Source organism: Pseudomonas sp. QTF5, from assembly GCF_000512695.2.
In the GTDB taxonomy this organism is placed as follows: domain Bacteria; phylum Pseudomonadota; class Gammaproteobacteria; order Pseudomonadales; family Pseudomonadaceae; genus Aquipseudomonas.
This window is the reverse complement of sequence record NZ_AZRW02000037.1, coordinates 36,673-62,542: the sequence shown is the minus strand read 5'-3', so window position 1 is coordinate 62,542 and position 25,870 is coordinate 36,673. Positions and strand designations below refer to the sequence as shown.

Below are 25,870 nucleotides of genomic sequence, written 5' to 3'. Positions count from 1 at the left end.
CCTGCGAAAGCTTAGTGGGCGATCGCAGGGGGCGGCGGGGGTAGCCATTTCATTATTTGATCTTCGGTGTGTCAGATGTTGGCGCGTAGTACCGTCGATGGCAGCGGCTCGCCGCGCTCGACACTCGCCGCCACGGCATCCATCAAACCACTCAACTCATACCCCTGGGCCTTGAGCCAGGCCTGATCGTAATAGGTGGTGGCATAGCGCTCGCCGCCATCGCACAGAATCGCCACGATCGACCCCGACTTCCCCGCCGCCACCATCTGCTGGGCCGCCATCAAGGCGCCGATCAGGTTGGTCCCGCTCGATCCGCCAACCCGTCGCCCCAAACGCTGCGCCAGGTAATGCATGGCCGCCAGCGACAACTCGTCTGGCACTTTGACCATCGCATCGATCACCTTGGGCAGGAACGATGCTTCAACCCGTGGCCGGCCAATGCCTTCAATCCGTGACCCGCAATCCAGGCGCAGGCTGGCATCGCCGGTCTGGTAATAATCGAAGAACACCGAACGCTCGGCATCGGCGCACAGCACGCGGGTGCAGTGCTGGCGATAGCGCACGTAACGGCCGAGCGTCGCGGTGGTGCCGCCGGTGCCGGGGCTGGAAATCAGCCAGCTCGGTTCCGGGTGCTGCTCGAAACGCATCTGCTGGAAGATCGATTCGGCGATGTTGTTGTTCGCCCGCCAGTCGGTGGCGCGCTCGGCGTAGGTGAACTGGTCGATGAAGTGCCCATCGTGTTCGTGAGCCAGGCGTTCGGACTCGGCGTAGATCTGCGTCGGATCGTCCACCAGATGGCTCTTGCCACCGTAGAACGCGATCTGCGCGATTTTTTCCTTGGACGTGGTCGCGGGCATCACCGCAATGAACGGCAAACCCAGCAGGCGGGCGAAGTACGCCTCGGAAATCGCCGTCGAGCCGCTGGAGGCTTCGATCACCGGCGCACCGGGTTTGAGCCAGCCGTTACACAGGGCGTAGAGGAACAACGAACGCGCCAACCGGTGTTTCAGGCTGCCGGTGGGATGGCTCGACTCATCCTTGAAGTACAACTCGATGCCCGGCAACCCCGGCAGCGGCAAGGGGATCAGGTGGGTGTCGGCGCTGCGCTGGAAGTCGGCTTCGATGATCCGGATGGCTTCGCGAGCCCACTGTCGGTTGTCGCTCATGATGGTTTTCTCGTTGAATCAGGCAAAGAGTCGGCCGTGTCGCAAGGCTCAGCCCACAAGCTTAGGAAAGAACCTACATCATGCACAGATACAGCTGAGGTCCAATACGTCTGGCAACTGCTAGGCTCTGGCCTTTGCTGAGCGACCACGTTGTAACGGTATATAACAAAAAAGAATATAACTTTTGTTTTAACAACTAACGGTACGGGTTAGGGTGTGCCACCTTTTGAATTCATCGATGGAGAGCGACCTTGCCTCTGCGTAGCACGTTCACGCGTTTCTTTCAGTTGGAAGCTGCCAGCGGTCTGTTATTGATCGCCGCGGCCGCTCTCGCCCTGATCATCAACAACTCATCGCTGTCGTGGCTCTATAGCGGCCTGCTGGACACCCCGGTGGTGGCTCAGATCGGCGCGCTGAAGATCGCCAAGCCGCTGCTGCTGTGGATCAATGACGGCCTGATGGCGCTATTCTTCCTGCTGATCGGCCTGGAAGTGAAACGCGAAGTCCTCGACGGCCAACTGTCGAAACCGTCGCAGATCGTCCTGCCCGGCGCGGCCGCGATTGGCGGCATGGTGGTGCCGGCGCTGATCTACTGGTTCCTCAACCGCGACAATCCGTCCGCCCTGAGTGGCTGGGCCATCCCGACCGCCACCGACATCGCCTTCGCCCTCGGCGTACTGGCCCTGCTGGGCAAACGCGTGCCAGTGTCGCTGAAACTGTTCCTCATGACCCTGGCGATCATCGACGACCTGGGCGCGATCATCATCATCGCGATCTTCTATTCCGGCGCACTGTCGACCTTGTCCCTGGCATTGGCCGCGGCCTGCATCGCGGCCTTGATCGGGATGAACCGACTCGGCGTGGTCAAGCTCGGGCCGTACATGATCATCGGGTTGATCCTCTGGGTCTGCGTACTCAAGAGTGGCGTGCACGCCACGCTGGCCGGCGTAACCCTGGCCTTCTGCATTCCCCTGCGCACGAAAAACGCTGAGCCTTCGCCACTGCTGACCCTGGAACATGCCCTGCATCCATGGGTAGCCTACGGCATCCTGCCGCTGTTCGCCTTCGCCAACGCCGGCCTGTCCCTGAGCGGCGTGACCGTCGAAAGCTTCACCCACGACGTGCCAATGGGCATCGCCGTCGGCCTGCTACTGGGCAAGATGGTCGGCGTGTTCGGCCTGACCTGGCTGGCAGTGAAAATAGGCATCGCCGCCCTGCCCCAAGGCGCCAACTGGGGCCAGATACTGGGCGTAGCCATTCTCTGCGGCATCGGTTTCACCATGAGCCTGTTTGTCGGCTCCCTGGCCTTCGTGCCCGGCGCCAGTGAATACGCCGGGATGGATCGAATGGGGATTCTGACCGGTTCGATACTGGCGGCATTGATCGGTTATGCGGTGACAGCGGCGGCGAGTCGCAAGAGCACTGCACCTGTTTTCCTGAGTGATAGAGAACACTCTTAACGACATTCAGGATTCGTCCTACAGCCACGATCAGCCACGTTCGTTAACGTCGCGCAGCCCCTCTCTCGGGGGTTGCCGATGGACGAACGAAAGGACAATCAGTGGCTGGCAACAAGGACATTCCCCGGGTGCAAAACCCACCGTCAGGTGACGGGCATCACATCACTCACCGCTACATGACGGCCACTGAATTGGCCGAGCGGGATGCCAGGCAAAACGCCTACGATGCCATGCTCGCCAGACAACAGGCCTTCGAAGACAGCCTTCAAGTCGTTGCAAAAAAGGACGACGTTGTCCGCGCGGGTTGCGTGTTTGCCAAGTCCTGCAAGCTGCCCGACGCAATCATCGACTACACGAATCCCTCCGGCGTTGTTCCGACTGACAGCCTGAAAGACTACGGCGAACTGGTTCTGCTCGGCGCTCGCGAGGCTGATGAAGCCGGTGTCGTGCCGCTCAAGAAAATCAGTGGCACTGCGATTCCGGCGGGTTTCGGTAGTTTTGCTTTGGCCGGCTCAGCGTTCGCCGCACTGCCCTCAGTCGCCGCCAGCACCGCTGCGGCCACCTTGGCAGGCTTGGTGGCCCTGGTCATACCGTCGAGCCTTGGCGACAGCTCGCTCTACACCGAAGACCAACTGCGCGCCCTTAAACAGGCCCGCACCCGCGTGCGCCTGCGGGTCGAGCAACAGGCTGACGGCAGTCTGAAGGGATACGGTTTCTACACCGGCAAAAACCGTGACTGGGAAATGGTCGATGTCGCGCAATTCACCTTGCGCGGCGGTCAGCAGGTGGCTGATCTTGGGGACGGCATCGAGCTGATCTGGACACCGGCCGAGGACGGTTCAAACGTCCTCGGCATCCCCGCTTTGGAAGCCGCACCACAAGCACCGCACATCTGGGTTTATCCGCCGACGAAGGCAGCTGACAGCATCATCGTGAATCCGGTGTATCCGCCTGAGTACAAGGATTTCATTCTTGTGTTTCCGGCGGATTCGGGGGTGAAGCCACTATACGTAGTGGTGGCAAGGCCTATCAGTGGCGACCACGGTTATCATCCTCCGCCAAAGGTTCTGCCGGCATTCCCCGATGCTATCCCTGTTCAGACTAAAGGAAATCGAAAACGCTGGGAAAGTAAGAAGCGCATTTATGAGTGGGATTATCAACATGGCGCCGTCGAAGTGTACAACTGGGCCGGGGATCACTTAGGGGAATTTGATGCAAAAACTGGCGAACGGACAGGAAAAGCAAAACCTGAAAGACGGACTTCAACGAAGTAATGATGAGGGACAAGAATGATATTTATCGCAATTACCGGATTTTTCCCGGAGCCGAATCCCGACAATTCATTGCAATATGAAAAGGATGTGCCGCAAGCCTTAGAGACGGCAGTGTTGAAAGTCATGGGCTGGTCAACCTTATGGGATGTACCTATGGGTGAGCACACTCTCTCTCACGATCAAGCCAGTGTGATTTTGGACTTGGTGGGTGACCCCTTAAGAGAAGACCTGATGTACTACATGGGGCTCTGTAGCAACGACTAAAGATATAGAATCTGACATAATTGACGAAACCAGACACAAAAAACCCCGACCAGTCACCTGATCGGGGTTTTCTTTTACCCTTCGCTCCGCTTAGTGCGAAACGCGGCTGGTCCCATCTACAGTGGAAATCCGCACACGCTCACCCACACGGAACACTTCGTTTGGCTGAACTTCCTGCACGTAGGCGCGCATGCTGCCATCGTCTTCGCGCACGGTGACTTCAACACCTTGAGTGCGGGTCAGGCCTTCTTCGGCCGCCGAGCCCACCAGGCCGCCGGCGACGGCGCCGATGACCGCTGCGACGATGCTGCCCCGACCGCCGCCGATGGCGCTACCGCCGACACCACCCACGACTGCACCCGCGGCGCTGCCGATCGGGGTTTTGGTGCCTTCGATTTTCACCGGACGCAGGGCTTCGATGGTACCCATGCGAATCGTCTGCACACGACGCGCTTCGTCACGGGAGTAGGAGTCACCGGTCAGGCTCGATTGGCAACCGGAGAGCAACATCGCCATCGTGGAAAAGGAAGCAACCAGCAGAACAGACTTACGCATAGCATCAAACTCCATAGGACAGGTATCCATTAAACTCCGCAGCTTGACGCCTGTCACGGCATTGCCCGGATAAAATTGGTTTCATTCAGGCCCGATACAGGCGCTTTTTCGAACTCAGCACACAGTAGCGTCAAATTACAAAATCTGCGCCGCTGACCCAAGGATTTTCATGGATTACTTCATCATTGTCGTCACGACCGTCGCCGGCTTGTACTTCCATTGGTGGCTGTACGTGCGGATCAAACGCTGGATGGACCGCGATCTGGCGTTGTCACTGGCGGGTAAAGACGAACAGAAAAGAGCCTTCATGCTTCAGCAACTGGCGAACGCTCAAACGCAGAAGATCAAGCGGCGGGACCTGCCTCAGTGGCTGGAGGCCGCTGCGGCAGGGTACCCCGATCGGTAGACTGTTTACGGCGCCAGGCGTTCACGAACCCAGTCGGTACCTTGCAAGCGGTAGTTGAGGCGATCGTGCAGACGGCTCGGACGGCCCTGCCAGAATTCGATGCGCTCGGGTAGCAAGCGATAACCGCCCCAGTGCTCGGGGCAGTGAGGCTGGGTGTCGCTGAAACGTTGCTCGGTGTTCTTGAGCAGCGCTTCCAGTTCGGCGCGATCATCGATCACCCGGCTCTGGGGCGAGGCCCAGGCACCGAGACGGCTGCCCAGAGGACGAACCTGATAGTAGGCGTCGGACTCTTCAGGCGTGACCTTCACCACCCGCCCTTCGATGCGCACCTGGCGCTCCAGGGCTGGCCAGAAGAACGTCATGGCCGCAAATGGATTGGCTGCCAGTTGCTGACCCTTGTCGCTTTCATAGTTGGTGAAGAAGGTGAAGCCCTGCTCGTCCAGGCCCTTGAGCAGCAGGATACGGCAATGCGGCCTACCGTCCTGATCGACGGTGGCCAGCGTCATGGCATTCGCCTCCACCGGCACCTGCTCGGTTTTCACCGCATCGGCAAACCACTGATGGAACAGCGCGAACGGCTCAGCCGGGGCTTGCGCCTCGGTCAGGCCATCTCGGGTGTAGTCGCGACGCATATCTGCCAAGGGCCGGGTCATGGCGCATTCCTTTTGGTTAACGAATCACTGCTTTGTGGCGTCGGCGGCTGTGGCGCTCTTCGAATCGACAGCGGCTTTGGTCGGCGCCGTCTTTTTCGCTGGGGTCGTGGTTTTAGCCGGTGCTTTTTTCGCCGGAGTCTTGGTGGCCGCTTTCTTGGCTGGTGCCTTTTTCGTGGCCGGTACAGCCGACTTCTTGGCAGCGGGTGCCGGAGTCACAGACTTGGCTACTGGCTGGGCCGCGACCTTGGTCACCGGAGCCGGAGCCGGCATGTTGTACTTGCTCAGCAACGCGACCATGGTGTTTGCCGGCGTCACCAACAGCTCGACGCGACGGTTCAAGGCACGACCTTCAGCACTGTCGTTGGCGGCACGCGGAGCATCACCACCCATGCCGCGCAGCATCAGACGATCGCGCCCCAGACCGCTGAGACGGAAGATCGCCGCCACCGATTGGGCACGTTCCTGGCTCAGTTTCACGTTGGCCGGTGCGGAACCCGACGTATCGCTGTGACCGAGTACCAGCACGGCAGTCTTTGGATCTACTTCGAGGATTTTCGCGACACGGGTGAACGGGCCGAGGGTCACCGGCAGCAGCATGGCCGGACGGTCAGGGTTGAACGAGCCTTCTACCGGCGCGGTGACGACCAACACATTTTCACGGCGTTCGAGTTTCAGGTTGCTGTCCTTGATCGCCTCACGCAGACGCGGTTCGTAGTCATCGAGCCAGGCCTGGGTGACTTTCGGGTCGGGCATTGGCACGGCTTTGGCGGTGCTCTGCTCCTTGCCTCCGAACGGCCACCACCACTTGCCACCGGCCTCGGCTTCAGCCTTGGCCACAGCGACCGGTTTGGCTTCAGGTTTAACTTCCGGCTTCACTTCGGGCTTGGCGACCTTGTCGGCGCCATCGTCGGAACCGAACGGCCAGTACCAAGGGGATGCACTGTCCGCCTTGGCGATGGGGGCTGTTGCAGCAGGTTTCAGCGGAGCCGGGGTCGGGGCCGGCTTTTTGGTCGCAACCTTGTCGGAAGAACCGAACGGCCACCAGCTGCTACCGCCTGCTGCGTCATTTTGTGGGGTTTGTGCGCAACCGGTAATAACGAAGCACAGGGCCAGGGCGAGAGTTTTATTGGATGACATGGGATATCCACAAAATGAAGTAATGAAAAATCAGACCCGGTTAGCCCGGATAAACAGCGCTTTGAAACCACAAAGGCTTTCGGGTTCCGGCCCTGGCCCCCTTAAGCGTGATTTTACAGACAAGTGGCCAGTACTCGCACAAGCTGTTGGGCTCGTGGATCCATCAAGACGTACGGCCCCAGGGTATTTGTCACAAAGCCGAAGGCCACATCGTATTCCGGGTCAGCAAAACCGATGGAACCGCCGGCGCCCGGATGACCGAATGCCCGTGGGCCGAGGCCGTAGGTGGCGTTGGGTACGTCCGGTTGATCGAGCATGCAACCCAGGCCGAAGCGGGTCCGGGTCAATAAAGTCTTGTCTTCGCCGACGCTGTGTTCGCGGGTCAGCTCATCGAGCATTTCGCTTTCCAGCAGGCTGCCGTCGAGCAGACCGGCGTAGAAACCGGCCAGGCTGCGGGCATTGCCATGGCCATTGGCGGCCGGCTGCTGCATGCGCCGCCATTCCGGTTTGTTGGTACTGGTCATTATAGACGGCGGGTTGGTGAAGGCTCGGGTGCTCATGGCCGTCGGCTCGCGCATGGTCACTTGCAGCAAGCGTTGGGCAGCGGCGTCGCCGAGGTTGCCCTTGCCACGGGCAATGTGCGCCACGCGATGGAACTCTTTGTCGGCGAGGCCAACGTGGAAGTCCAGCCCCAAAGGCTTCGCGACCCGTGCCACGATGGATTCGCCCGGCCCACGACCGTCGGCGCGACGCAGCAACTCACCGACCAGCCAGCCATAGGTGATCGCCGCATAACCATGACCTTCACCCGGCGTCCACCACGGCGCTTCGGCAGCCAGGGCATCGACCATGGTCTGCCAGTCGTAAAGTGCTTCAGGGGCCAGCAACTCGCGCAACGCAGGCAGGCCGGCCTGATGGCAGAGCAAGTGGCGCAGGGTCACGGATTCTTTGCCGGCGGCAGCGAACTCGGGCCAGTAGCGAGCGACCGGAGCATCCAGTTGCAGCTTGCCTTCGGCCACCAGTTGCAGCGCGGTCACGGCGGTGAAGGTCTTGGTGCAGGAAAACAGGTTGGCAATGGTGTCGCTGTGCCAGGCCTCGGTGCCGTCCTTGTCGGCGGTACCGCCCCAAAGGTCGAGAACGGTTTCCCCGCCAATCCGGATGCACAACGCCGCGCCACGCTCCTGAGGATCGTCGAACAGCGCCGCAAAAGCTTCGCGCACCGCTTCGAACTTAAGCTCGTAATGACCCTGAATCTGCACCCACAACTCTCCCGGATAAACGCTCTACAAAGTGGCCCGCATTGTTCCAGCCCTTGAGGGTTTTGGGAACAGGGTCGGGTCGGGCGGTGTACCCGCCCATAGAATTAATCAGAAACCCATGTGGCGAGGGAGCTTGCTCCCGTTGGGCTGCGGCAGCGGCCCCAAAAAAGAGACTGCTACGCAGTCCAACGGGAGCAAGCTCCCTCGCCACAGGGGATATCAGTGCTTAATGACCGTTACCCGAGTGCCCGCCCGCATGGCCGGCGCCCTGCTCCGCGCCTTTGTCGGCAGCGCCTTGCTTGCCGCCCTCGCCCTCATGGTTCTCGGCGGCTTTTTCCGCCTCGGCTTTGGCCTTCTCGGCCTCTTTGCCGAGTTGATCGACAGTCTGCACATTGCTTTTGCGCACAGTGTCGACAAAGCCCTGGAACGGCAGGTCAGTAATGCCCACCAGGCCGAAGTGCCCGTTCTCGCCGTCCAGCAGGCGACCCGTCACCGGTTGATCGAGGTACTGAAACCAATGCACCCCGACAATCGACGGTTCACTCATCGCCTGTTTGAGGAAGTTGGCGTAGGCCGGGCCGCGGTCTTCTTCTTTCGCCAGTTGTGTCACGCCGCCCCAGAACGGGCCGCGATCCTTTGATCCGAAGTTGAATTCGGTGATCAGCACCGGTTTGTCCAGGCTGCGCAGTCTGGCAAAGTCGTAACCGTCCTGGGGTTGCAGGGTGTACATATTGAAACTCAACACGTCGCAGTATTGCGCGCAGGACTCGACGGCTTCGGGGGTGCTGACGGCAAAACGGCCGCCCAGCAACAACTGGTTCGGCGCATGCCATTTGAGCGAGTCGGAGACGGTTTTGAAGTACGTGTCGGCGAAGACTTTCTGGAAGTATTTGAAGTCAGCTTCGATTTCCGGGTATTCGGCGCTCGGCTGCGGCGGCACGAAGCCCGGGTCTTCCATCAATTCCCAAGCCGGCAGATCAATGCCCCATGCTTTGGAAAGGCCCGCCTGGTTGCGGTACTTGTCACGCAGCTGTTTGAGGAAGGCACGTTTGGCCGGCACATCGGTGGTCATTTTCAAAGTGCCATAGGCCAGCGCGTAACGGGCCTTCGGGTCATCGCCGGGTCCGGCCCAGGCCAGTTCATTGTCGGCGAAGTAACCGATCAGCCACGGATCGTCGCGATGGTCACGGGCGGCGATGGCCACGGCGCGTTCGGTGGCCATGGCGAAACGCGGATCGAACGGATCAGGCATGCCGCCCCACCAATCGGTGCCGGTGCTGATGCTGGCGTAATCGCCGACGATCGACAGCGGCAAGGTGTATGGCACTCGGTCGGCGTTGCCCAACACCGGTGCGCTCCAGTTGCCAATGGTGTTGAAGCCCCAGGCTTGCAGGCGATCGAGGGTGTGACTGGCCCAGCGTTGTTCGTCGAAAGCTACTTTGCAGGGTTCGGCGGCCGTTTTTTCGACCGATGCTTCAACTGCGCCGGTCTTGGCCGCGTCGGCAACACCAGACGCGGATTCGGTCGCCACAGGAGTGGCTGATTGCTCGGCGGCCTTATCGGTCGTCGCCTCAACCGCATCGGCCTTGGCTGCTTCGGCGACACCGGCCTTGGTGTCGCTGCCCGGTACGCAAGGTTTGCCATACAGACGTTGCAGGTTGGCGCCATAGAAATCGTACCAGCGACCGGCGTTGTAGGCTCGGCCCTGATCGGCGCCATTGCCGCCACGGTTGTCGCCTTCACCATAGTAGCTGGCAAGAGGCTCTTCGGGTTTGGGCAGGGACTCGAACATCCACTCGCGACCGGCGACGTAGGTCTGGTTAACACTCGGGGTCACGGTGTTGACGCCCAGGGAATAGAACGGATGCCCTTCCGGGGTCACCAGGTACCAGCGGCCATCACGCTTTTCGGTGCGGAAAAAGCCGCTGGCCTTGAACGCAGGGCCCTTGGTCCAGCCCCCGAACTTGTCCAGCGAGGCCTTCTCGCGCTCGGCTAGCCAGGTTTTCAGTTGTTGCTGTTCTTTGGCCGCAGCGGACTTCAGTTGCTCGTCGCTGCTGACCTTCTCTGGCCACTTGGTCCGGGTCGATTGGCCGTAGGCGTCCATCAGACCGCCATAAGCGGCCTTGGTGACAGCCTCGCCGTCCTGCACGCCGAAGCGTTCGAGCAGGATGCTTTGGGCGACTTTCGGCTGATCCATCGACAAGGTCACCGACACCACTTGGCTGCGGTCCAGCTCACCGGCGCTGCTGGCCAGCAATACACGCTGACCTTCGAAATTGATCGGCATCGGAGGACCGGCCTTCATGCCCTGGCTCAAAGGTGAACTCGGCTGCAGGGGTACCAGCAGGGTTTGTGCAGGGCCGGCCGGCAGATCGACGCGGCTGACCAGGGTCTTGCCGTCATTGCTCTGGATTTTCACGTACAGGGTCACGGCCCAGTTCATCGCGCTCTGGATCCGCAGGCTCATGACACCCGACTGCGACCAGTCCCAGGCACCGGTCTGCGGCGTCAGGCGCAAGGTCGGCTGGGCGACCGGGTTGAAAGTCACGCGGCGCAGCACTTCGCCTTCGGCCGTTTGCTCCGCGTTCGATTGCGGCAGGCTGGCGTCCTGGGTCGCCACCTGAACCACGTCGGCGGGACGCACAAAGTTGAACAACGTTTGCTGGCCGGCAGGGGCTGCCAGCAAAGGGGCTGCGAACATCAAGGCAAAAACAGCGGGCAACGAACGGCGAATCATAGGAACGTGGAACTCCCAAGCGACCATCAATGGGCCAGTGGAAAAGCGGTGGCAGTGAGGTAGACAACGCGGCGGGCCTATTTGCCCACCGGCGTATCAGGAAATTTCACGACGGAATGGCGGCAATGCATTGAGAATAGCTTTGCCGTAGCGCTGCGTGACCAGACGACGGTCGAGCAAGGTGATGGTGCCGCGGTCTTCTTCGGTCCGCAGCAAGCGACCGCAGGCCTGGACCAGCTTCAGCGAGGCGTCGGGCACGGAGATTTCCATGAACGGATTGCCGCCGCGGGCCTCGATCCATTCCGCCAATGCCGCTTCGACCGGGTCGTCGGGCACCGAGAACGGAATCTTGGCGATCACCACGTGCTCGCAGTAGGCACCGGGCAAGTCCACGCCTTCGGCAAAACTCGCCAGGCCGAACAGCACGCTGGAATCCCCGCCATCAACCCGCGCCTTGTGCTTGTTCAGGGTTTCCTGCTTCGACAGGTTGCCTTGAATGAACACTTGCTTGCGCCAGTCGCGATCCAGACCGTCGAACACGTCCTGCATCTGCTTGCGTGAGGAGAACAGCACCAGGGTGCCACGTGAACCTTCTACCAGTTGCGGCAGGTCGCGGATGATCGCCGCGGTGTGAGCCGGCGCATCACGCGGGTCGGCTTTCAGGTCCGGCACCCGCAGCACGCCGGCGTCGGCGTGATGGAACGGGCTCGGAACCACAGCGGTGACGGCTGTTTTAGGCAGGCCGGCGCGCATGCGGAAGCGGTCGAAGGTACCGAGAGCGGTCAGGGTCGCCGATGTCACCAGCGCCCCGTAAGCCACGTTCCACAGGTTGCGCCGGAGCATGTCCGCCGCGAGGATCGGGCTGGCATTGACCTCGATGTCAAATAGCGAACCGCTTTCGGCCAGGGTCAGCCAGCGGGCCATGGGCGGGTTGTCTTCCGGGTCTTCGACGGTGAAGGCGGTCCACAACTCCCAATTGCCCGAAGAACGCGACAACAGGCTGCCGAACAGTGGGTACCACTCTTCGGCCTGGTTACTGGCAATGCCGATATTGACCTCGCCGTCCATGCCTTCCTTGAGTAAATCGGTGAGACGGGTAAACAGGTCGGTCAGTCGGGCAAAGCCCTTCTTCAGCTCGATGCCCATTTCGCGCATGTGCTCGGGAATCACCCCGCCGACGAAACGGTGACGTGGGCGCTCGCGGCCTTCGACGTCTTCGCCGGGCTTGAAGTCGGCGGCTTGCTCACAGGCGCTGAACATGAACTGCTGCTGGGTCTTGATCTCCCGGGCCAGCTCCGGCACTTGCTCGATCAACTTGCCCAGATCGCCCGGCAGCGGGTGTTGGGCCAGCAGTTTGGTGAGGTTCTTGGCGGTGGTTTCCAGCCAGTCGGCGGTGGAACGCAGACGCGTGTAGTGAGCGAAGTGACCGATAGCCTTGTCCGGCAGGTGATGGCCTTCGTCAAACACGTAGATGGTGTCGCGCGGATCGGGCAGAACCGCGCCGCCGCCCAAAGCCAGGTCGGCCAGGACCATGTCGTGGTTGGTGACAATCACGTCGACTTTGCCCATGCCCTCGCGGGCCTTGTAGAAGGCGCACTGGCCAAAATTCGGGCAATGGCGGTTGGTGCACTGACTGTGATCGGTGGTCAGGCGTGCCCAGTCGGCGTCTTCCAGCGCCGTCGACCAACTGTCGCGGTCGCCGTCCCACTTATTGCCGGCGAGCTTCTCGATCATGCTGGTGAACAGCTTCTGACTGGCCTCATCGACCTCGATCTTGAAACCCTCTTCTTCGAACAGCTGCGCGGTGGCAGTCTGCGCGTGACCTTCCTGAAGCAACATGTCGAGCTTGGACAGGCACATGTAGCGCCCGCGGCCCTTGGCCAGGGCGAAGCTGAAATTCAGCCCGCTGTTGCGCATCAGGTCGGGCAAATCCTTGTAGACGATCTGCTCTTGAAGGGCCACGGTGGCCGTGGCGATCACCAGACGCTTGCCGGCAGCCTTCGCGGTGGGGATCGCCGCCAGGCTGTAGGCCACGGTTTTGCCGGTACCGGTGCCGGCTTCCACCGCGACAATCGCGGGGTCGCCATTGCGCCGGCCTTCGTCGTCGGTGTCGATGTCACCGAGGACTTTGGCAATTTCGGCGATCATCAGGCGTTGACCGTAGCGCGGCTTGAGGCTCTTGGCTTCGAGAAAACGCGAGTAGGCGCCCTGGATCGTGGTTTTGAGTTCAGTGCTGATCATGGATTGTCGGGCGCAAAAAATGCTGGATAAATTTTCAGTGGTTCGGATCGGCCGCTATCATACCCCGCTAATGAATCCTGCGCAGAACGGAGTAACTCAATGACACCCTTTGCCCTCGTCTACACCCTGCATTTACTGGCGGCCCTGATCTGGGTCGGCGGTATGTTTTTCGCCTGGATGGTCCTGCGCCCCGCGGCGATGAAGGCGCTGGAAGGCCCTGCCCGGTTGAAGCTGTGGGTAGAAGTGTTTCAAGGTTTTTTTCGCTGGGTCTGGATCGCGGTGGTTCTATTGCCGATCAGCGGCGTGGGCATGATTCATCTGCAGTTCTCCGGATTTGAAGCGGCGCCGCGGTATGTGCAGGTGATGATGGGATTGTATGTGGTGATGACGGCGCTGTTTATCCGGATTCAGGCGTTGTTGCTGCCGGAATTGCGCACAGCGGTGACGGCTCAGGATTGGCCGACGGGCGCGGCGGTACTGGGTAAGATTCGCCGGTTGGTGGGGATTAACCTGATGGTCGGGTTGGTGCTGGTGGCGATTGCTGCGGCTCGGCCGATGTTCTGAGGAATATATAGTCTCTGTGGCGAGGGAGTCCGCCCAGCCTGCGATGAGGCTGCGCTGTCGCGCAGAGAACATGCCGATAAATCGGCAAATAAATTTATCTTTAAAATCAATGAGATAAATTTTGTTCTATAAGAGCTTGCTCCCGCTCGGCTGCGCAGCAGTCGTAAATCCGTCACCCGCGTTCATTCTGGAAGATCAAGGTCACCGGTTTTGGGGCCGCTTCGCGACCCAGCGGGAGCAAGCTCCCTCGCCACAGAGTTCTTGCCGGTTCTTACAACCGCTGAATGCTCACCGAACCCGCCACCCCCGCAGGCCCTGGCTGGCCATCGGCACCGGGGCGACCGCTCTTGCCGCCATCGGCTTTATAGACGAAACAGCCCTTGGCCTTGCCACCCGCACCCGGTTTCCCCCCCGGACCTGCCACGCCACCCACCCCGCCTGCAACCTCGACCTTGATCTGCTGCGCAGGGTAATTACGCGGCACTTCCAGCCGAACCAGCGCCCCTGGCGCACCCGGCTGGCCGTCGCTGCCATTACTGCCATCGGCACCGCGACCGGCCTGGCCCCAGGTACAACCCGGTGCTTGACCGTTGGCCCCGTCGAGGCCGACAAACCCGGGGGCGCCTGCGCCACCGCGAGCGTCTACCGACAATTGCGGCGCGTACAAGGCTTTGATCTGCACATCCAGATTGCGCCCGGAGCGAGCGGCCTTGAGGTAAGTCCCCGGCGCGCCCCGCGCAGTGATCTGACTGCCTTCGGCCAACTCGGCACGACTGACCGTCAACGCCAGCGCTTGTTCGCTTGGCACAATGGCAATCCGCGCATCACGCCCCAGGTGCAGTTCACCGACCGTCACTTCGGTCACGTTCGAGGGAATCAGCAAGGTGCCGTAATCGCCGACTTCCAGCCGTTCGAGTTGCAAGGTACTGGCGGTGTTGGGCAAGCGCATCAGCGAGTTGGTTTCGACGCTCACCACCTGTGCGCAGGCCAATGGGCTGATAAGTGCGGCGAGTAGACAGAGTTTACGCATGGGAGGCCTTCGAAGCGGCCGGGGCCGGAATGGTTTGCAGGTGGAAAACGCCGAAAAAGACAATTTTCAGGCGATCACGCCAAGGATGGGCTCGACCTTTGAGGCTGCGGTTGCAGAACACCAGCTCCAGTAGATGGAGCCCTGCCAACACGCTGCCCGCCAGATTGACCAACAGGTGCAGAGGATGAATAAACGGTATGAGCAGATTGACCAGCGCCACTAACCAGAACAGCAGGGTCAATAACTTTCCCAGCCCCCAAAACACCTTCATACGCTGCCCCGTTGAGAATTATTCTTTGGGCGCACAGTAACGGCTTACACGCGGGATAAGCCAGAGGGCAACAAAAAATTCTTCCGGAAGGTCGCCGCTTGTCCGCCGGACCGACCTGAATCGTCGTCCGACGGCTCTATCACGCGGCTTATAGTCACAGAGCTTAGCGATTGATGTGCAACTCCACGCGACGGTTTTGCGCCCGCCCTTCTTCCGTGTCGTTATCGGCCACCGGCTGGCTTTCGCCCCGGCCTTCGCTGGTGAGTTTGTTCGGCGCCAGCCCCTGACTCAACAGGTAGGCCGCCACGCTGCTGGCACGACGTTCCGACAGTTTCTGGTTATAGGCGTCCGAACCCTGGCTGTCGGTATGACCGACAACTTTAACGCTCACCACATCGGCGTTCTGCAATTTGGCCATCAGCGAATCCAGCTGACGGCGCGCTTCGGGCATCAGGTCGGATTGGTTGTAAGCGAACAGCACGTTACCGTTCAAGGTGATGACTTCGGAGACCGGTGGTTCAACAGGTTTCACGCTGGCCGGATATTGCGGCAGCGGGCAACCGTGATGTTCGACAGGTGTATCGGCAGGTGTATCGGCAGGTGTATCGGGGCAGCGATCACGTCGATCAAAGACGCCATCATCGTCTTCATCGCCATCCTGGGCATAACAGATCAGGCCACCGGTCAAGATCCCGAGCGCCGCTCCACCCGCTGCCCAGCCACTGCTTTCAATTGCACCCAAGCCGCCGCCGACCAGTCCGCCAATGATGCTGCAGATCGGCCAGGTACGTTGATTGAGGGGCGCGGTGCCATCGCTGTGAGTCGCGCAACCGGTTAGAAGGCTACCAAGCAGCAGAACCGGCAAGACGGTCCTTGTGAGAACGCTCATTGTGAATGCTCCTGTGTCACCGGCCCATACCGGTCACACAGGAGTAAAGACCCGCATCCGCGACTGTACAAGCCGCGGAGCACAAGGGATCTAGCGGTTGATTTTGATTTCCGTGCGACGGTTCAACGCACGGCCGTCCGCAGTTTTGTTATCGGCCACCGGCTGGCTTTCACCGGCACCGGTCACGGACACGAAACTGCTACGTGGCACGCCTTGGGAAATCAGGTATTCCACCACCGAATGGGCGCGTCTATCCGACAGTTTCTGGTTGTAGGCATCGCTGCCGACGCTATCGGTATGACCGGTCACGGTCAGTTGGGCGCTGGAGGATTCCTGTTTCAGGCGCGTGGCAATGGTGTTGAGTACGTCTTTATCGGCAGGGGTGAGCTTGGCCGAGTCGAACTGGAAGTGCACATCACGGATAACGATGACTTCTTCCTTGACCACCGCCGCCTCTTCGACCACAGGCGCAGGCGCTGGTGGAGGGCAGCCGTCGGCATCGACCCGCACGCCTTTAGGTGTACCCGGGCACTTGTCGCGGCTGTCCAGCACACCATCGCCGTCTTCGTCGCCATCGCCATGCACCCAGCACCAGGCCGCTGCCGTGCCGCCGACCAGCAGCGCGCCATACCCGGCCCATGCCGAACTCTCGGTCGCGCCAAGCCCTGCACCGATGACACCACCGACACCCGCACAGGTCGGCCAGTCGGTTTTCTGCAAACCTGCGCAACCAGTCAACACACTGGTTAGCAGAACCAAGGGTAATGCAGTCCGAATTATGCTCATCTAGTTCTTCTCCTGAGGGATCGGCTTAAAACCGATGCTAGGGAGTAAAGACCCGACTTTTAATCTCCGCCAGCAATAGGCCATTGCTGTTTTGCCCCATGTTCACGGAAGATCGGTACTTTTTGGCTGAACCCGCGAAACAGGACACTAGGCCCGAACGTTGGGGCAGGCTAGTCTTGGCGTTCTGATTGAGGATCTTTGATGATTGCAGGTATCTCTTCGCGCACGCCCCAACAGGCGTTGGCCGCTTTGCTTGATCGTTATGCCCCGGCACGTCTGTTGCTGATTGGCGCCAGCGAGTTCCCCGCGCTCGAAGCGTTCAAAACCGCGCACCCGGATAGCAACGTCGCCTTTGCTGCGCCAGGGCCACTGCCCGCCGAACTGGCGGCGCAACGGTTTGATCTGGCGCTGGTGGTCGATTGCCTCGAACACTTGCCCAAGCGCGACGGCCTGAATCTGCTTGGCGGAATACGCAACCTCAATGCCAGTCGCATTGCGGTGCTGGCCGACTTGCCGGCGTGCGGGTGGCTAGAGACGGACTTTTTCTCCCTGGCCCTGCAAGCCAGCGAACGCTTCCAGCGCGACGATCAAGTGCTGACCCTGTTTACCTACGATCTGCTTGACTACAAACAGGTGCCCGACTGGCTCAACTCACGCTTCTGGGCCAATCCGGAAAACTTCGGGAAATATTGGTGGTAACGCAATGAGTACATCCATTTGCCCTTGCGGCAGCGGCACGCTGCTCGATGCCTGCTGCGGCCATTACCATGCCGGCCATCCAGCCCCTAGCGCCGAAGTCTTGATGCGTTCGCGCTACAGCGCCTATGTACTGGGGCTGATCGACTATCTGGTGGCGACCACTCTGCCCGCGCAACAGCCCGGCCTGGATCGCCAGTCGATCAGCGACTGGAGCGCTCAAAGCACCTGGCTGGGCCTGGAAGTGGAAAGCGCCGAGGTTTTCGGCGGCCAGCCGGAGCACGCTTTCGTCACCTTCACCGCTCGCTGGCACGATAGCAGCGGCGAACACAGTCACCGCGAACGTTCGTCATTCGTGCAGAACGCCGGCCACTGGTATTTCATCGATCCCACCGTGCCGCTCAAGGCCGGGCGCAACGATGCGTGCCCGTGCGCCAGCGGGCAGAAGTTCAAGAAGTGTTGCGCGAGTTATTTCGGCGCTTGAGGCTAGACTGGAGGTCAAGGGAGAAACACGACCATGACCACCCGGCGACTTGCGCTCTATATGTTCACCTTGCTCCTGTTTTCAGGACTCGGCGGTTGTACGTCGTGGTTCGACTTTGACGACGATCTGCCGGATCCGCAGGTGCATCTGGTCAAGGTCGAAGTGGTCCGGGCCAAGCTGCTGGAGCAGAAATTCCTGCTGCATTTTCGCGTCGACAATCCCAACGACCAAGACCTGACGGTGCGTGCCCTGGAATATCGCATTCACTTGGGGGACATGTTGCTGACTGAAGGCGAGCACGAACACTGGTTCACGATCGGCCCCAAACGCAGTGCCTATTTCAAGGTACCGGTCCGCACCAACCTGTGGCCCAGGGTTCGGGACTTGGTGAAACTGCTGAAAAAACCCGACCAACCCATTCCCTATCGTCTGGAAGGTGAACTGGAAACCGGTTTATTCATCGCGCACTACGTGCACCTGGCGCGCAATGGCGTGATAATCGCCGCCGATTTAATTCCGGAGTGACCCCGATGACCCAGCAACCTCATGTCCATGGCCCTGACTGCAACCACGATCATGACCATCACGACCATCATGATCACGATCATGGCCATGTCCACGGCCCGAACTGCGGCCACGCCCACCAGGAACCGGTGCGCAATGCCCTGAAAGATGTCGGCCGCAACGACCCTTGCCCTTGCGGCAACGGCAAGAAATTCAAGAAGTGCCACGGCGCGTGAGGCTTCGGGCGGATATCTTTTTCGCCTGTTGAATCGCCTTCGCGAGCAAGCCCGCTCCCACATTTGAACTGCGCCAGCCACACATTGTGTGAACACAGCAGATCCAATGTGAGAGCGGGCTTGCTCGCGAAGACGGCGGCACATTCAATACAACTGTTTCAGTTAGATCCTCATCGCGGGCAAGCCCGCTCCCACAGGTTTTTTAGTCGGCCTGCAGAATTTTTGCGGTACTGACGACCGTCGCATATTCCCCATGCAAATTACCCAACGACATCGCATGCACTTCCTCGGCTGAATGGGCATTACCGAAAAAATCCGCCTTGTCGAAGGTGAAACACGCATCCTGCGCAACCCACGCTTCAAACCCCAGATTCCCGGCCGTTCGCGCCGTGGACTCGACCGAATTGTTGGTCGCCACACCCACGATGATCAACTGATCGATCCCCGCCTCGCGCAAACGCGCCTCCAACCCCGTCGAGCAAAAGGCATCCGGCACCTGTTTCTGAATCAGCCACTCACCCATCGATGGTTGAAAACGCTCCTGAAACTCCACCCCCGATTGCTGTGGCCAAAACACCGAATCCGCTGAACGGGACAGATGCTGCACATGAACCACCGGCCGCCCGGTTCGGCGCCAATGCCCCAGCAATTCCAGGATGCGCTCTTCGGCCTGAGGGTTGTTTCGACGGCCCAACTTGGGATGCAGAATGCCTTTTTGTTGATCGATGATGATCAGCGCCGCGTTTGTCTTGAGCTGCATGCCGACTTTTCTCCTGCCGGGGCATTGAATTTCCCTCACTTCAGCATCACCTCTTCCTACTGGCAAGCCATCAAACGCAAACAGGACGACCTGATGCTCGCGGTCGCTGTCCGCACCTGACGATGTCTCTTGATTTGGAGCACTTCATGATCGACCTGTATTACTGGACCACCCCCAACGGCCACAAGATTTCGATATTCCTGGAAGAAGCCAGCCTGCCGTACAACGTTTACCCGATTAACATCAGCCAGAACGACCAGTTCAAACCCGAATTCCTGAAGATCTCGCCGAACAAAAAAATCCCGGCCATCGTCGATCATGAGCCGGCCGATGGCGGCGCTCCGCTGTCGTTGTTCGAGTCGGGGGCGATTTTGCTGTACCTGGCAGAGAAAACCGGCAAGTTCCTGCCCAAAGACCTGCGCGGGCGCCAGCAAGCGCTGCAATGGCTGTTCTGGCAGATGGGTGGCCTGGGGCCGATGGCCGGGCAGAATCATCATTTCAGCCAATTCGCACCGGAAAAAATCCCCTACGCAATCAAGCGCTACATCGACGAAACCGCCCGCCTGTATGGGGTGCTCGACAAGCAACTGGCCAACAATGACTTTGTCGCCGGCAGCGAATACAGCATTGCCGACATGGCGATCTACCCGTGGATCGTTTCTCACAAGTGGCAGAGCCAGAACCTGGAAGACTTCCCCAACATACTGCGCTGGTTCAACCACATCCAGAACCGTCCGGCGACGGTGAAGGCGTATGCGCTGGTGGCCAAGATCAACCCGCCTAAATCCTGAGGCACTGCACTCTGATCGTTCCCATGCTCCGCGTGGGAATGCCTCAACGGACGCTCCGCGTTCGGCTCTGGATGTGACGCTGAGCGTCACGGGCTGCATTCCTTTGCTGCGCGTGGGAACGATCACCATAAAGAAATAAACCGCCGCCGCTTGCGCGGCCACCTCCTGCTCACTAACGTAGCGCCTTTATTGCGTCACTACCCCCGCAGGAGCTTTGCCATGGCCTCGCCAGCCCTTTCACATTTTCTTCCCCGGTTCGGCGTTGCCGCAGCAGTGGCCGGTGTTTTAAGCCTGACCGGTTGTCAGACCTGGAACACTCAGGACACCCTCCCGCCGACCTCCGGCGTGCAGCCGCTCAAGGGACTGGCGCAGAACGTTTCGATTCGACGCAATGCCATGGGCATGCCGCTGATTGAGAGCAACAGCTTCCACGATGCGCTGTTCACCCTCGGCTACGTGCACGCCAGCGACCGCATCAGCCAGATGGTCACTCTGCGTTTGCTGGCCCAGGGTCGTCTGGCGGAGATGTCCGGTTCGGACCTGCTCGACGCCGACCGCTATATGCGTGCGGTCAACCTGAAGAAAAGCGCCGGTGAGCTGTACAAGGCCTCTTCGCCGCGCCTCAAGCGTTTCTTCGAAGTCTATGCCCGTGGGGTCAACGCCTACCTGTTCCGCTACCGCGACAAACTGCCTGCGGACCTCGCAGCCACTGGCTACAAGCCTGAATACTGGAAACCGGAAGATTCGGCGCTGATTTTCTGCCTGTTGAATTTCAGTCAATCGGCGAACCTGCCGGAAGAAATTTCCTCATTGATGCTGGCCCAGACGGTCAGTACCGACAAGCTGGCGTGGCTTGCGCCGTCCGCCCCAGATGAAAAACTGCCAGTCGCAGAAGCCGAAAAACTGCAGGGCATCAAACTCAATGGGCAAATCCCGGGACTGAGCGAAATCAGCAAAGCCACCGGTCAACTGTCCGACCTGAACCTGCTGGGCGCCACGTCTTCGAACAACTGGGCGATTGCCCCGCAACGCAGCCGCAGCGGCAAAAGCCTGTTGGCCAGCGACAGCCATGGGCCGCTGGGCGTACCGTCGTTGTTCAGTTACGTGCAGATTCGCGCGCCGAAATACCAGGCCTCCGGCGTGACCATTGCCGGGTTACCGATGGTGCTCGGTGGTTTCAACGGCAAAGTGGCGTGGAGCATGACCACGGTCATGGGCGACAACCAGGACCTGTTCCTGGAAAAAATCAAACGCCAGGGCAATGGCCTTTCCTACGAAGTGGGCGGCAAATGGCAACCGGCGATCGTGCGCAACGAAACCTACTTCGTCAAAGGCCAGAAGCCGATTCGCGAAGCGGTGTACGAAACCCGCCACGGGCCACTGCTCAACAGCGCCCAAGGCACCGCGTTGGCGAACGGTTTCGGCCTGGCCTTGCAGACGCCGAACTTCACCGACGACAAAACCCTGGACGCATTTTTCGATCTGTCCCGAGCGCAGAGCGTCGAGAAAGCCTCGGACGCCAGCCGAGAAATACGTGCCATCGCCCTGAATCTGGTGTTTGCCGATGCCAGCAATATCGGCTGGCAAGTCACCGGTCGCTACCCGAACCGTCGCGAAGGCGAAGGCTTGCTGCCATCGCCGGGCTGGGAAGGTCGTTACGACTGGGACGGTTACGCCGACCCGATGCTCCATCCGTATGATCAGGACCCGGCTCACGGCTGGCTGGGCACCGCCAACCAGCGGGTCATTCCCCATGGCTACGGCATGCAGTTGTCCAATTCCTGGTCGGCACCGGAGCGCGGCGAACGCATGGCCGAACTGGCGGGCGTGGGCAAACACGACACGCGTAGCCTGATCGCCATGCAATACGACCAGACCACCACCTTCGCCGCCAAGCTGAAGAAGATGTTTGAAGCGCCGGGAATGGCTCAACCACTCAAACAGGCCATCGAAGCGCTGCCGGAGGCTGATCGCGGCAAGGCTCGCGAGACCTACACGCGCTTGATGGCTTTCGACGGCAAACTCAGCCCGACCTCCGCCGACGCGGCGATCTACGAGCTGTTCCTGCAGGAAAGCACTAAGCAGATTTTCCTCGACGAACTGGGCCCGGAAAGCAGCCCTGCGTGGAAAGCCTTTATCGCCAACGGCAAGTTGTCTTACGCGGCTCAGGCCGATCATCTGCTGGGTCGTGAGGACAGTCCGTTCTGGGACGACCTGCGCACCCCGCAGAAAGAAGACAAACCGGCGATTCTCGCCCGTAGTCTGGCGGCCGCGATCAGCGCGGGTGACAGCCAGTTGGGTGGTGATCACAAAGCCTGGCAGTGGGGCAAACTGCACCGCTACGAGTGGAAGAACGCCAGTGGCCAGACTGTGCGCGGTCCGCTGGCAGCCGGCGGCGACCACACCACACTCAACACTGCCGCGTTCACCTGGGGTCAGGACTTCAACACCACGCTGGCGCCCGCCATGCGCTTTATCGTCGATTTCGGCCAGGCCGAACCGCTGATGGGCCAGAACGGTACCGGCCAGTCCGGCAACCCGGCCAGCCCGCACTATCTCGATAGCGTCGATCCATGGCTCAAGGGGCAATACATGAGCCTGCCGATGCAACCGCAGAACTTTGACAAGGTGTATGGCAAGACGCGGTTGACGCTGACGCCTGGCAAGTAACCCCACTCCCACATTTGATCGGCGTCGGGCGCAAAGCTTGCGCCTGGCGCGATCTACTGTGGGAGCGGGCTTGCTCGCGAAGGCATTCTGTCGGGTCCATTGATGTTGAATGTGCCGCCGTCTTCGCGAGCAAGCCCGCTCCCACATTTATTCGGCGTCGGGTGCAAAGCCTGCGTCTGGCTCGGTCTACTGTGGGAGCGGGCTTGCTCGCGAAGGCGGCCTGATTAACGCCGCCATCCTTCCTTGAAAAAAAATAGAACTTCTCGTCTCGCACAAACCTCCTAGCTAACAGGCCTCTCCATTCTGGTAACAATATGGACCTTGTTATCGCTCGTCCCGAAGGTTTGTACTGCCCGCCCGGTGATTTCTATATCGACCCATGGCAGCCGGTCGAACACTCGGTCATCACTCACGCCCACAGCGACCATGCTCGCCGTGGCAATCAACATTATCTGGCGGCGGCACCGGGTGCAGGCATTCTGCGCGCGCGTCTGGGCCAGGACATCAACCTGCAAACGCTACCCTATGGCGAGCCATTGCTGCACCGGGGCGTAAAACTGAGTTTTCACCCCGCAGGGCACGTGCTCGGCTCCGCCCAAGTGCGTTTGGAATACGGGGGGGAAGTCTGGGTCGCCTCGGGGGATTACAAGACCGAGCCCGACGGCACCTGTGCGCCGTTCGAACCGGTGCGTTGCCACACGTTCATCACGGAATCGACGTTCGGCCTGCCGATTTACCGCTGGCAATCCCAGACGCAAATCTTTGCCGAGATCAATCAGTGGTGGCAGACCAACGCCGCCGTCGACAAAACCAGCGTGCTGCTCTGCTACGCCTTCGGCAAGGCTCAGCGGATTCTCCACGGCATCGATGCCAGCCTCGGCCCCATTCTGGTACATGGCGCGGTTGAACCCATCAATCGGATTTATCGCGAGAGCGGCGTCTATTTACCGCCAACGATCTATGCCGGCGAAGTTAAAAAGCATGACCCGATGATGCGCAAGGCCTTGGTCCTCGCGCCGCCTTCGGCGGGTGCCAGCCCTTGGGTACGGCGTTTCGGTGACTATAGCGATGGCTTCGCCAGCGGTTGGATGCGCTTGCGCGGTACACGGCGGCGGCGCGGCGTGGACCGCGGTTTCGTGCTGTCCGATCACGCCGACTGGCCCGGCCTGCTCTGGGCCATCGAACAAACCGGAGCCGAACGCGTGATCGTCACCCATGGTTCGATCGGGGTGTTGGTGCGCCATCTGCGCGAACAAGGCCTTGATGCCATGAGCTTCAGCACCGAATACGGCGATGATGAAGACACCACAGCCCTCGAACCCGAGAGCGTCGAGGTGCTGGCATGAAAGCCTTCGCCGACTTGTATGCCGAACTCGACGCCACCACCTCGAGCAACGCCAAACTGACGGCGATGCAGAACTATTTCGCCCAGGCCGCGCCCGAAGATGCCGCCTGGGCGGTGTATTTTCTGTCCGGTGGACGACCTCGGCAATTGGTGCCGGTACGGATGTTGCGGGAAATGGCCACAACGTTTTCCGGACTCTCACCCTGGTTGTTCGAAGAAAGTTATCAGGCTGTCGGTGATCTGGCGGAAACCATTTCGCTAGTGCTGCCCGAAACGCTCCATACCTCTACCGACGGGCTGGCGCTATGGATTGAAGACAAGCTGCTACCACTGCGTAACGCGCCCCCGCAGACCCTCGCCGAATGCTTGCCCGCCTTGTGGGCGCAACTGGATCGCCAGAGTCTGATGCTGTGCATCAAACTGATCACCGGCAGTTTCCGTGTCGGGGTTTCCAAATTGCTGGTCACCCGCGCGCTGGCGGCGATGGCCGGGCTCGACAGCAAGCGCGTGGCCCAGCGGCTGGTGGGTTACACCGATCTGTCTAACCGCCCGAGCGCCGTCAGTTACCTGAAGCTGATCGCCCCCGAATCACCCAATGAGCATGCCCAACGGGGTGGCCAGCCGTACCCGTTTTTCCTCGCCCATGCGTTGTCGCATCCGGTCGAACAGTTCGAAGCCCTGCTCGGACCGGCCAGTCTGTGGCAAGTGGAATGGAAGTGGGATGGCATCCGCGCTCAAGTGGTCAAGCGCGATGGGCGCTTGTGGATCTGGTCGAGAGGTGAAGAACTGGTGACCGAACGCTTCCCCGAACTGGAAAGCCTGGCTCATGACTTACCCGATGGCACGGTGATCGACGGTGAAATCGTCGCCTGGAAAGCCGCACAACCAGGCACCGAGGACGCCTTCGACGCGCAATCGCCATCGCCACCTTGCGTGCAGCCCTTCGCCCTGTTGCAACAGCGGATCGGTCGTAAAATGCTGAGCAAAAAAATCCTCGATGAGGTGCCCGTAGTCATCCAGGCCTACGACTTACTGGAATGGCAGGAAGAGGATTGGCGCAACCAGACTCAAGCCACGCGCCGTACTCAACTGGAACAACTCATCAAAACCTGCGCAAACCCGGTGTTACTGAGCTCGCCCGTGCTGACCGGCGAAGACTGGTTCGACCTCGCCCGCCAACGGGAAGCCTCCCGCAGGCTGGGCGTCGAAGGCATGATGCTCAAGGCCCGCGATGCGCTGTATGGCGTCGGGCGAACCAAGGACATGGGCGTGTGGTGGAAATGGAAAGTCGACCCGTTCAGTGTTGATGCGGTGCTGATCTATGCCCAGCAGGGCCATGGCCGCCGGGCCAGTCTCTACACCGATTACACCTTCGCTGTGTGGGATGGCCCACCCTCTGCCCGCGAGCGAACGCTGGTGCCTTTCGCCAAGGCTTACTCCGGGTTGACTGACGAAGAAATGCGGCAGGTCGATAGCATCGTGCGCAAGACCACGGTGGAAAAATTCGGACCGGTGAGTAGCGTGAAGCCGACGTTGGTGTTTGAGCTGGGGTTCGAGGGCATTGCCCTGTCGAAACGGCACAAAAGCGGCATTGCGGTGCGGTTTCCGAGGATGCTGCGTTGGCGGCAGGACAAGTCGGTGGAGGACGCTGACAGCTTGGCGACGTTGCAGGACTTGCTCGCCTGACCAGCC

Annotated in this window: 25 protein-coding genes; 13 read left to right on the top strand and 12 right to left on the bottom strand. The window is 60.3% G+C overall.

Annotated elements, in window-relative coordinates:
- Positions 1-71: 71 nt before the first annotated feature.
- Positions 72-1,169: a PLP-dependent cysteine synthase family protein gene (locus IC37_RS23125; RefSeq protein ID WP_177409426.1), complete on the bottom strand. Its 1,098-nt coding sequence runs from the start codon at positions 1,167-1,169 to the stop codon at positions 72-74.
- A gap of 248 nt (positions 1,170-1,417) precedes the next feature.
- Between IC37_RS23125 and nhaA the strand changes: the two genes are divergently transcribed.
- From nhaA to IC37_RS23110, 3 genes are all read left to right on the top strand, one after another.
- Positions 1,418-2,626, top strand: a complete 1,209-nt coding sequence (nhaA, locus tag IC37_RS23120) for a Na+/H+ antiporter NhaA (protein ID WP_030131282.1) — start codon at positions 1,418-1,420, stop codon at positions 2,624-2,626.
- Positions 2,627-2,727: 101 nt separating this feature from the next.
- Positions 2,728-3,900, top strand: a complete 1,173-nt coding sequence (locus IC37_RS23115; RefSeq protein WP_030131283.1) for an S-type pyocin domain-containing protein — start codon at positions 2,728-2,730, stop codon at positions 3,898-3,900.
- A 15-nt stretch (positions 3,901-3,915) separates the two neighbouring features.
- The gene (locus IC37_RS23110) at positions 3,916-4,164 is read left to right on the top strand and encodes a pyocin S6 family toxin immunity protein (protein ID WP_051414858.1); all 249 of its coding nucleotides are present in this window, start codon (positions 3,916-3,918) and stop codon (positions 4,162-4,164) included.
- A gap of 90 nt (positions 4,165-4,254) precedes the next feature.
- On the opposite strand, the gene IC37_RS23105 is transcribed toward IC37_RS23110, so the two are convergent.
- On the bottom strand, positions 4,255-4,719 hold the full coding sequence (locus IC37_RS23105) for a glycine zipper 2TM domain-containing protein (RefSeq protein ID WP_030131285.1): 465 nt from the start codon (positions 4,717-4,719) through the stop codon (positions 4,255-4,257).
- 169 nt (positions 4,720-4,888) lie between these two features.
- On the opposite strand from IC37_RS23105, the gene IC37_RS23100 reads away from it, so the two are divergent.
- Positions 4,889-5,125 (top strand): hypothetical protein, encoded by a 237-nt coding sequence (locus tag IC37_RS23100; RefSeq protein WP_008005816.1) that lies wholly within the window; start codon positions 4,889-4,891, stop codon positions 5,123-5,125.
- 5 nt (positions 5,126-5,130) lie between these two features.
- Here the strand turns inward: IC37_RS23100 and pdxH are convergent, their stop codons facing one another.
- From pdxH to dinG, 5 genes are all read right to left on the bottom strand, one after another.
- Positions 5,131-5,778 carry a pyridoxamine 5'-phosphate oxidase gene (gene pdxH, locus IC37_RS23095; protein ID WP_030131286.1) on the bottom strand — a complete coding sequence of 216 codons (648 nt, stop codon included), beginning with the start codon at positions 5,776-5,778 and terminating at the stop codon, positions 5,131-5,133.
- 24 nt (positions 5,779-5,802) lie between these two features.
- The gene (locus tag IC37_RS23090) at positions 5,803-6,915 is read right to left on the bottom strand and encodes an OmpA family protein (RefSeq protein ID WP_030131287.1); all 1,113 of its coding nucleotides are present in this window, start codon (positions 6,913-6,915) and stop codon (positions 5,803-5,805) included.
- A 113-nt stretch (positions 6,916-7,028) separates the two neighbouring features.
- Positions 7,029-8,174, bottom strand: coding sequence for an EstA family serine hydrolase (locus IC37_RS23085; RefSeq protein ID WP_030131288.1), 1,146 nt, complete (start codon positions 8,172-8,174; stop codon positions 7,029-7,031).
- Positions 8,175-8,400: 226 nt separating this feature from the next.
- On the bottom strand, positions 8,401-10,911 hold the full coding sequence (locus tag IC37_RS23080; protein WP_030131289.1) for a beta-galactosidase: 2,511 nt from the start codon (positions 10,909-10,911) through the stop codon (positions 8,401-8,403).
- Positions 10,912-11,007: 96 nt separating this feature from the next.
- Positions 11,008-13,152, bottom strand: coding sequence for an ATP-dependent DNA helicase DinG (gene dinG, locus IC37_RS23075; RefSeq protein WP_030131290.1), 2,145 nt, complete (start codon positions 13,150-13,152; stop codon positions 11,008-11,010).
- 99 nt (positions 13,153-13,251) lie between these two features.
- Here dinG and IC37_RS23070 point away from each other — a divergent pair, with 99 nt between their 5' ends.
- Positions 13,252-13,716: a CopD family protein gene (locus tag IC37_RS23070; RefSeq protein WP_030131291.1), complete on the top strand. Its 465-nt coding sequence runs from the start codon at positions 13,252-13,254 to the stop codon at positions 13,714-13,716.
- 271 nt (positions 13,717-13,987) lie between these two features.
- Here the strand turns inward: IC37_RS23070 and IC37_RS23065 are convergent, their stop codons facing one another.
- From IC37_RS23065 to IC37_RS23050, 4 genes are all read right to left on the bottom strand, one after another.
- Positions 13,988-14,746 (bottom strand): hypothetical protein, encoded by a 759-nt coding sequence (locus IC37_RS23065; RefSeq protein WP_030131292.1) that lies wholly within the window; start codon positions 14,744-14,746, stop codon positions 13,988-13,990.
- Positions 14,739-15,017 (bottom strand): DUF1145 domain-containing protein, encoded by a 279-nt coding sequence (locus IC37_RS23060; protein ID WP_030131293.1) that lies wholly within the window; start codon positions 15,015-15,017, stop codon positions 14,739-14,741. The genes IC37_RS23065 and IC37_RS23060 overlap by 8 nt, the downstream gene beginning before the upstream one ends.
- 163 nt (positions 15,018-15,180) lie before the next feature.
- Complete coding sequence (locus IC37_RS23055; RefSeq protein ID WP_030131294.1) at positions 15,181-15,906, bottom strand: OmpA family protein; 726 nt, start codon at positions 15,904-15,906, stop codon at positions 15,181-15,183.
- A 90-nt stretch (positions 15,907-15,996) separates the two neighbouring features.
- Positions 15,997-16,692, bottom strand: coding sequence for an OmpA family protein (locus tag IC37_RS23050; protein WP_030131295.1), 696 nt, complete (start codon positions 16,690-16,692; stop codon positions 15,997-15,999).
- 201 nt (positions 16,693-16,893) lie between these two features.
- Here IC37_RS23050 and IC37_RS23045 point away from each other — a divergent pair, with 201 nt between their 5' ends.
- The 4 genes from IC37_RS23045 to IC37_RS23030 are packed head-to-tail and all read left to right on the top strand — an operon-like array spanning position 16,894 to position 18,612.
- The gene (locus IC37_RS23045; protein ID WP_030131296.1) at positions 16,894-17,391 is read left to right on the top strand and encodes a DUF6231 family protein; all 498 of its coding nucleotides are present in this window, start codon (positions 16,894-16,896) and stop codon (positions 17,389-17,391) included.
- 4 nt (positions 17,392-17,395) lie between these two features.
- On the top strand, positions 17,396-17,872 hold the full coding sequence (locus IC37_RS23040) for a YchJ family protein (protein ID WP_030131297.1): 477 nt from the start codon (positions 17,396-17,398) through the stop codon (positions 17,870-17,872).
- 33 nt (positions 17,873-17,905) lie between these two features.
- Positions 17,906-18,397, top strand: coding sequence for an LEA type 2 family protein (locus tag IC37_RS23035; protein WP_030131298.1), 492 nt, complete (start codon positions 17,906-17,908; stop codon positions 18,395-18,397).
- Between the two features lie 5 nt (positions 18,398-18,402).
- On the top strand, positions 18,403-18,612 hold the full coding sequence (locus IC37_RS23030; protein ID WP_007906737.1) for an SEC-C metal-binding domain-containing protein: 210 nt from the start codon (positions 18,403-18,405) through the stop codon (positions 18,610-18,612).
- A 202-nt stretch (positions 18,613-18,814) separates the two neighbouring features.
- Here IC37_RS23030 and IC37_RS23025 read toward each other — a convergent pair whose 3' ends face one another.
- Positions 18,815-19,372, bottom strand: a complete 558-nt coding sequence (locus tag IC37_RS23025) for a cysteine hydrolase family protein (RefSeq protein WP_030131299.1) — start codon at positions 19,370-19,372, stop codon at positions 18,815-18,817.
- A 146-nt stretch (positions 19,373-19,518) separates the two neighbouring features.
- On the opposite strand from IC37_RS23025, the gene IC37_RS23020 reads away from it, so the two are divergent.
- The 4 genes from IC37_RS23020 to IC37_RS23005 all read left to right on the top strand — a co-directional run bounded on the left by IC37_RS23020 (position 19,519) and on the right by IC37_RS23005 (position 25,864).
- On the top strand, positions 19,519-20,163 hold the full coding sequence (locus IC37_RS23020) for a glutathione binding-like protein (RefSeq protein ID WP_030131300.1): 645 nt from the start codon (positions 19,519-19,521) through the stop codon (positions 20,161-20,163).
- 219 nt (positions 20,164-20,382) lie between these two features.
- Entirely contained in the window at positions 20,383-22,833 is a 2,451-nt protein-coding gene (locus IC37_RS23015; protein WP_030131301.1) for a penicillin acylase family protein, read from the top strand.
- A gap of 314 nt (positions 22,834-23,147) precedes the next feature.
- Entirely contained in the window at positions 23,148-24,179 is a 1,032-nt protein-coding gene (locus tag IC37_RS23010) for a ligase-associated DNA damage response exonuclease (protein WP_030131302.1), read from the top strand.
- Complete coding sequence (locus IC37_RS23005) at positions 24,176-25,864, top strand: ATP-dependent DNA ligase (RefSeq protein WP_030131303.1); 1,689 nt, start codon at positions 24,176-24,178, stop codon at positions 25,862-25,864. Before IC37_RS23010 ends, IC37_RS23005 begins: the two co-directional genes overlap by 4 nt.
- Positions 25,865-25,870 lie beyond the last annotated feature (6 nt).

What these genes read in the sequence shown, in the direction of transcription:
- IC37_RS23110 (WP_051414858.1), top strand. Translation starts at nt 3,916, where the DNA reads ATGATATTTATCGCAATTACCGGATTTTTCCCGGAGCCGAATCCCGAC.
- IC37_RS23105 (WP_030131285.1), bottom strand. Translation starts at nt 4,719, where the DNA reads ATGCGTAAGTCTGTTCTGCTGGTTGCTTCCTTTTCCACGATGGCGATG.
- IC37_RS23060 (WP_030131293.1), bottom strand. Translation starts at nt 15,017, where the DNA reads ATGAAGGTGTTTTGGGGGCTGGGAAAGTTATTGACCCTGCTGTTCTGG.
- IC37_RS23070 (WP_030131291.1), top strand. Translation starts at nt 13,252, where the DNA reads ATGACACCCTTTGCCCTCGTCTACACCCTGCATTTACTGGCGGCCCTG.
- IC37_RS23055 (WP_030131294.1), bottom strand. Translation starts at nt 15,906, where the DNA reads ATGAGCGTTCTCACAAGGACCGTCTTGCCGGTTCTGCTGCTTGGTAGC.
- IC37_RS23005 (WP_030131303.1), top strand. Translation starts at nt 24,176, where the DNA reads ATGAAAGCCTTCGCCGACTTGTATGCCGAACTCGACGCCACCACCTCG.
- IC37_RS23065 (WP_030131292.1), bottom strand. Translation starts at nt 14,746, where the DNA reads ATGCGTAAACTCTGTCTACTCGCCGCACTTATCAGCCCATTGGCCTGC.
- IC37_RS23100 (WP_008005816.1), top strand. Translation starts at nt 4,889, where the DNA reads ATGGATTACTTCATCATTGTCGTCACGACCGTCGCCGGCTTGTACTTC.
- IC37_RS23090 (WP_030131287.1), bottom strand. Translation starts at nt 6,915, where the DNA reads ATGTCATCCAATAAAACTCTCGCCCTGGCCCTGTGCTTCGTTATTACC.
- IC37_RS23025 (WP_030131299.1), bottom strand. Translation starts at nt 19,372, where the DNA reads ATGCAGCTCAAGACAAACGCGGCGCTGATCATCATCGATCAACAAAAA.
- IC37_RS23050 (WP_030131295.1), bottom strand. Translation starts at nt 16,692, where the DNA reads ATGAGCATAATTCGGACTGCATTACCCTTGGTTCTGCTAACCAGTGTG.
- IC37_RS23030 (WP_007906737.1), top strand. Translation starts at nt 18,403, where the DNA reads ATGACCCAGCAACCTCATGTCCATGGCCCTGACTGCAACCACGATCAT.
- pdxH (WP_030131286.1), bottom strand. Translation starts at nt 5,778, where the DNA reads ATGACCCGGCCCTTGGCAGATATGCGTCGCGACTACACCCGAGATGGC.
- IC37_RS23045 (WP_030131296.1), top strand. Translation starts at nt 16,894, where the DNA reads ATGATTGCAGGTATCTCTTCGCGCACGCCCCAACAGGCGTTGGCCGCT.
- dinG (WP_030131290.1), bottom strand. Translation starts at nt 13,152, where the DNA reads ATGATCAGCACTGAACTCAAAACCACGATCCAGGGCGCCTACTCGCGT.
- IC37_RS23040 (WP_030131297.1), top strand. Translation starts at nt 17,396, where the DNA reads ATGAGTACATCCATTTGCCCTTGCGGCAGCGGCACGCTGCTCGATGCC.
- IC37_RS23010 (WP_030131302.1), top strand. Translation starts at nt 23,148, where the DNA reads ATGGACCTTGTTATCGCTCGTCCCGAAGGTTTGTACTGCCCGCCCGGT.
- IC37_RS23035 (WP_030131298.1), top strand. Translation starts at nt 17,906, where the DNA reads ATGACCACCCGGCGACTTGCGCTCTATATGTTCACCTTGCTCCTGTTT.
- IC37_RS23080 (WP_030131289.1), bottom strand. Translation starts at nt 10,911, where the DNA reads ATGATTCGCCGTTCGTTGCCCGCTGTTTTTGCCTTGATGTTCGCAGCC.
- IC37_RS23020 (WP_030131300.1), top strand. Translation starts at nt 19,519, where the DNA reads ATGATCGACCTGTATTACTGGACCACCCCCAACGGCCACAAGATTTCG.
- IC37_RS23015 (WP_030131301.1), top strand. Translation starts at nt 20,383, where the DNA reads ATGGCCTCGCCAGCCCTTTCACATTTTCTTCCCCGGTTCGGCGTTGCC.